This is a genomic window from Luteolibacter sp. (assembly GCF_058122085.1).
Map to the genome: position 1 here is coordinate 1 of NZ_JBIKBQ010000185.1, position 3650 is coordinate 3650.

Here is a 3650-nt window from a genome sequence, read left to right on the forward strand (position 1 = left end):
TACGACTGGGTGATGGTCCCTAACGTCTATGGCATGTCCCAGTTTGCCGACGGCGGCACCTTCACCACCAAACCCTACCTCTCCGGCTCCAACTACATTTTGAAAATGTCCGACGAGCCGAAAGGCCCGTGGTGCCAGGTTTGGGACGGCCTCTTCTGGACCTTCATCGGCGACCACTCACCGTTTTTCCTCAAGAATCCACGGCTTTCCATGATGGCGAGGAGCTGGGAGAAAATGACTCCGGAGAAACAGGAGGCCCACCGGAGCGCGGCGGACAGGTTTCTGGCAGAAGGGTGATTCATCAACCGAAGAGGGCGGCGACGGGGACTCCCTTGTCGGCGATCTTGAAGGGGCGCTTGGTGGGCGACATGACAATGGTGTCGCAAGGCAGGCGGAGCGCGTGGGCGATGGTGGCGTTGAAATCCTGGACGCTGACGAGGCCGTCCTTGACCTTTCCGCCGGAGGAGTCGGTTAGGCCGTGTTTCACGCCGCCCTTGATGCCGCCGCCGGCGAGCAGGCAGGAGAAGGCTTGCGGGTGGTGGTCGCGGCCGTCCTTGTGCTCGGCTTTGATTTCCGGCGTGCGGCCGAACTCGGTGGCGACGACGACGAGCGTGTCCTTGAGTTTGCCGGACTTCGCGAGATCGGTGATGAGGGCGGCGTAGGCTTGGTCGAACTCCTTGCAGCGGCCGGCGACGGCGGTGAAGTTGTCCACGTGGGTGTCCCAGCCGCCGAGCTGCACCTCGACGAAGCGCACGCCGCTCTCCACCAAGCGGCGGGCGAGCAGGCAGCCTTGGGCGAAGCGGCCGCTGCCGTAGAGGCCGCGGGTGGCGGCGGATTCCTGGGAGAGATCGAAGGCGCTGAGGTCCTTGGATTTCATGAGGGCGATGGCTTCCCGATAGAGTTCCTCGTAGGCTTTGACATCCGCATTCGGATAGCGGTTGTGAAACTGGCTGTTCATGCGGTCGGCGAGCGAGAGGCGGCGGTCGAAATCCTCGGGGCTCACGGCATCGGCGCGCTTGGAGTCCTGGAGGCCTTCATCCGGGCTGCCGATGAGGGCGGCGGAGTATTTCGCGCCGAAAAAGCCGCCGCCGACGTGCTCGGGAGAGCTGTCGATGGCGACGAAGCCGGGAAGCTCGGGGTGAATCCGGCCGCCCTGTTTCACCACCCATGCGCCTAACGAAGGATGGGCGATGGTGCCGCGCAGGGCGTAGCTGGTGTGCATGGTGTAGGCGCCCTGCTCGTGCGCGCCCTGGGTGGAATTCATCGAGTTGATGACGCAGACCTTGTCGATGACTTCCGCGGTTTTGGGGAGGTGGTTGCCGAGCATGACGCCGTCCACCTTGGTGGGGATGGCTTCGGTTTTTCCCATGACCGCCTTGTTCTTCGGCTTGGGGTCGAAGGTGTCGAGGTGGCTCATGCCGCCGGACATGTAGAGATAGATGACGCTTTTCGCGGTGCCGCCCTTGGCGGCTTTCGCCGGTGCGGCGCTGGCGAGCGTGCCGCCTAACATGGGGAAGAGATGGACGCCGAGATAGGCGCGGGCGGCGTTCGAGACGAACTGGCGGCGGGTCAGCTCGTCGGCTTTGGGAAACGGGTTCATGCGGATTTATTGAAGGAAGAGGAACTCGGAGGACATCACGAGGGCGGAGACGATGTTGCGGTAGCCGGCGTCGCCTTGCTTTTTGACCTCGTCGAGCATCCACGACATTTCCTCGCCGGATGGCGGGCGGTTGAGGACGGCGATGTAAAGGCGGCGGATCTTCTCCTTGTCGGTGGTGGCGCCTTCGAGCGATTTGTAGAGATGGGCGGCGGGCTTGTTCACCAATTCGCGCTGGACGAAGCCGTTCATCAGCGAGAGCACTTGGCCGACGTTCGGCTCGCGGCTGAAGGCGTCCACGACCTCGCGGTCGGAAGCGCCGAACAGATAGAGGAAGTGATCGCGCGGGGCGGGTGACGGGAGCTCGGAGGCGCGGACTTTCGCGTCCTTGTTATAAGAGCGGTTGGCGGTCATCGCCATCATCGAGCCGGGGCTTTCAGAGTCGGCTGAAGCGCTTTGCACTTCTTTGAGGAACTTGGAGAAGTATGAGCGGAGTTCCTTTTCCGACTTGAGGGCGAGGACTTCCTTCGAGAGCTGGGTCATGTCCTTCTTCCCGACGAGCACGGGTTTGCCTCCCACGAAGATGCGGGTTTCCAAGGAGCGGGCGGGTTGTTTGTCGGGATCGCCGGCGGCCAGGGTGACGAGCGAGTCCCAGATTTGTTCGGCGGACAGGCGTTCGATTTTCCGGCCGTGGAAATCGTCGCCGCCCTCGATGGACGAGGGATTCGGATTGGCCCCGAACTGAAAGGTGCGGGTGAGGAGCAGGACGTGCTGGAAGGCGCGGAGGTCGTAATCCAGCTCCACCATGAGCGTGCCCAGATAGCTCACGAGGCCGGGATAGGTGGTCTTGTCGGCGGGAATGAATTCATCCACCGGCTCGTAGACGCCTTTGCCCATGACGCGTTTCCACATCCGGTTGGCGATGACCGCGGGGAACTGGTCCGCGGACTTCGCGACGATCCATGTTGCGAGTTTTTTCCGGCCATCGGACTCCACGCGCTTTTCAGACATGCGGACCGTCTGGCCGAAGGGAGTCCGCGCGCCGACCACTTCGCCGGGCGTGGCGTCGCGATACTGATAGTCCGCCGGCAGCGGGATTTGGCCCACGCCGCCACCGCCCAGGGACATTCCGTAAACGCGGTCCCACAGCACCTGCGCCACGCGGTATTCCTCACTTTGGGACCTGTCACCGTCCCGGAGTTCCTGCCAGAGGGATTCCATGTTGGTCTGGCCGACGGTGGTCTGGCCGTGGGTGAAGGCGGCGAGTTGATAGAAATCGTACCGCTCCGTGGTGCCGTAGGGGTCGTCGTGGCACTGGGCGCACTCCATGCGGGTCCCGAGAAAGACGCGCATCGTGTTGGATAGATTGTCGAGCGGCATGCCGCGGTCCCGGGTGTAGTAACCGACGGCGGCGGTTTGCGGGTCCCAGCCGTCGCCCGATGAGGCGACGAGACGACGGGTGAATTCATTCCACGGCATGTTGTCGCTCATGGCGGAGCGGACCCAGTGGCGGTAGGGTTCGTTGCTGGCGGAGGAACCGGTGCGGCCGTCGGTGAGCCGCAGCAGGTCGAAGGCCCAGTTCGACATGTGGCTGGAGTAGCCCTTGGATTTCAGCAGATAGTCCACCAGCGATTCCCGCTTGGCGGGGTCCTCGATTTCCAAAAACGCGAGGGCTTCCTCGGCCGTCGGGATGCGTCCCACGGAAACGAGAAACGCGCGCCTCAGGAAGGTCGCGTCGTCGGTGACCTTGGGAACATCCAGGTTTTTGCGGCGATAAAACGTGGCGATGTGCTGGTCGATTTGCAGAGCCGCCTTTTTAAGGAATTGGAGATCTTCCCGCGGCTTCGGGGTCTGGGCGAATGATCCCGCGACCGGGACAAGCGCCGCCAAAAGGGTGAGCGTGATCTTATGATTCATGGGTTTGGGGCGACAGTGAAAATAGGCGTTCGGGTGCCGAAGTCAAATGGCCGTTTCAGCTCCGGAAATGCCCCGTTCTTCCCGCCGGGGAACCTTCAACGCGCGGCGGAGTAGAGGCCGACCAACCTGGCTTCTG

General features: G+C 62.8%; 2 protein-coding genes and 1 pseudogene. 1 reads left to right on the top strand and 2 read right to left on the bottom strand.

Annotated elements, in window-relative coordinates:
- Positions 1–297, top strand: a pseudogene (locus AC4DF4_RS18145) (cryptochrome/photolyase family protein); the annotation flags it as partial.
- Between the two features lie 4 nt (positions 298–301).
- Here the strand turns inward: AC4DF4_RS18145 and AC4DF4_RS18150 are convergent.
- Together AC4DF4_RS18150 and AC4DF4_RS18155 are read right to left on the bottom strand one after the other, a co-directional pair.
- On the bottom strand, positions 302–1600 hold the full coding sequence (locus tag AC4DF4_RS18150) for a DUF1501 domain-containing protein (RefSeq protein ID WP_490049510.1): 1299 nt from the start codon (positions 1598–1600) through the stop codon (positions 302–304).
- A gap of 6 nt (positions 1601–1606) precedes the next feature.
- Positions 1607–3514, bottom strand: coding sequence for a DUF1549 domain-containing protein (locus tag AC4DF4_RS18155; RefSeq protein ID WP_490049511.1), 1908 nt, complete (start codon positions 3512–3514; stop codon positions 1607–1609).
- Between the last annotated feature and the right edge of the window lie 136 nt (positions 3515–3650).